This window comes from Mordavella massiliensis (assembly GCF_016902415.1).
Taxonomy (GTDB): Bacteria; Bacillota; Clostridia; order Lachnospirales; family Lachnospiraceae; genus Merdimonas; species Merdimonas faecigallinarum.
On the sequence record NZ_JACJLV010000092.1, the window covers coordinates 1 to 2149 of the forward strand.

Annotated in this window: 1 protein-coding gene and 1 pseudogene; both read left to right on the top strand. The window is 46.7% G+C overall.

Annotated elements, in window-relative coordinates:
• Positions 1-417 (top strand): annotated as a pseudogene (locus H6A13_RS12790) (transposase); the annotation flags it as partial.
• Between the two features lie 132 nt (positions 418-549).
• Positions 550-1947, top strand: coding sequence for an ATP-binding protein (locus H6A13_RS12795; protein WP_204909923.1), 1398 nt, complete (start codon positions 550-552; stop codon positions 1945-1947).
• Positions 1948-2149 lie beyond the last annotated feature (202 nt).

A 2149-nucleotide genomic window follows, 5' to 3' on the forward strand; every position in this document is an offset into this window, starting at 1 on the left:
ACGCTCCTCAATATTTCCGGGAGCAACAATCAGAAGTTGAAAGAAGCCTGCAGGACGCTGGGAGAGTATGCCATATATACGGATAAGATCCGGGCGTATACGGAAGAAATGGAACTTTCGGAGGCAGTGGACCGCGCGATGGATGAATGCATCAGGGAGGATGTATTGAGAGAATTCCTGATGAAGCACAGGGCGGAGGCGAGAGCGATGAGTATATTTGAATATGATCAGGAGAGGCATATGCAGCAAGAGCGAGAGGCCGGGATTGAGAAAGGAAAAGAACAGCTGCTGCGCAGGCAGGTGCAGAAGAATCTGTCCAGAGGAATGAGCATCTCAGAGATTGCGGAAGTTCTGGATGAGACAGAGGAGCGGATCCGGGAGATTGCTTCGGAAGATCCAGGAGATCAGACAGAATAGGGAGAGATTGCATAATATAAAAAAGGGGAAAATGAATGCACCTTGACTTGGTAAGATTTCTGGATTATTATACTCATAAGAAAGTAACTTGTAAGTTACTAATCTGCAAGTGTAATAATTGGAGGTGAGAGGATGAGTCAGTTTTACTGTCGTGAGGATGAGCTTCGGAAGCTGAACAAACGGTATGCAGGCGGTCAGTTTGAGTGCATTGTGATCTATGGCAGACGGCGTGTTGGTAAAACGGCGCTGATCAATGAGTTCTGCAAGGACAAGCCGACCATTTTTTTCTCTGCCCTGAACACGACAGGCAAGGAAAATCTGGAAGCGCTTTCGAGGTCAATCATGAGCTTTGAGCGCCCGGACAGCGAGTCTGTACCTGAGTTTAGTTCTTATGATGCTGCTTTAAATGAACTGACATCGCTTTCAAAAGAGAAAAGGATTGTCTTTGTTATTGATGAGTACCCGTATCTTGCAAAGGCAAAGCCTGCGATCTCCGCAATGTTGCAGCACATCATCGACCACAGATGGGCGGAATCCCGGATGTTCTTGATTCTCTGCGGTTCGTCTATGAGTTTTATGGAGAACCAGGTGCTTGGCAAGGAGAGCCCGCTTTATGGAAGAAGAACGGGCCAGTTTAAGATAGAGCCGCTGGATTATAAGGAAACGGCCGTGTTTCATCCAAATCTGTCCGCAGAAGATCAGTCTCTGGTTTATGGAATTACGGGGGGAGTTCCTCACTATATCAATAAGCTGGATATTAGAGGCAGTGTGGATGAGGCCCTGCTTGATAATTTCTTCGACCGCTCCAGTTATTTGTATGAGGAGCCGGGAAATCTGCTGAAGCAGGAACTCAGGGAACCCGCAATCTACAATGCGATCATTAAGGCGATTGCAGAGGGAGCTTCCCGGATGAACGAGATCAAGATGAAAGTGGGCGAGGAAAATTCGCTGATATCGAAATATCTGAAAACTCTGATCGATCTTGGTATTGTCAGAAAGGAAACTCCGGTCACAGAGAAACCGGGGAAAAAGACCATTTATCTGTTGGCGGATAACTTTTTCCGGTTCTGGTACCGGTTTGTTCCTGTTAATATGAGCGCAATTGATTCCGGCAGAATTGTAAAGATCTATCCGCACGTCATAAAACAATATCTTCCCGATTATATGGGACTTATTTTTGAAAAAATGTGCCAGGACTATCTACTTTACTATTCGGACAATCTTCCCATTGAGTTGAATGAAATCGGCCAATGGTGGGGGGCAGATCCGGGGAAGAGAAAGCAGGTACAGATTGATATTGTCGGAACGCCTGTTGAGGGGAAAGAGTATATCATAGGTTCGTGTAAGTACAGAAATGAAAAAATTGGAGTGGATGAACTGGAACGGATGAGACATTACGCTGTTGTGTTTGGGAAGGGGGACCATTACCATTACTATATTTTCTCAAAGGGCGGATTTACAGAGGGACTGCTTCAGGCACAGGAGCGCGGAGAAGTCCGGCTGATAGCGCTGGAAGATCTTTACAGGTAAATGATTGAAGCGGGTGTGAAGCCTGCGAACTAATTGCTTAATGCAAAAAGGAGGACGTGTTGAGAGAATTCCTGATGAAGCACAGGGCGGAGGCGAGAGCGATGAGTATATTTGAATATGATCAGGAGAGGCATATGCAGCAGGAGCGTGAGGCCGGGATTGAGAAAGGCCGGCGTATCGGGCTTGCAGAGGGTGAAGAGCA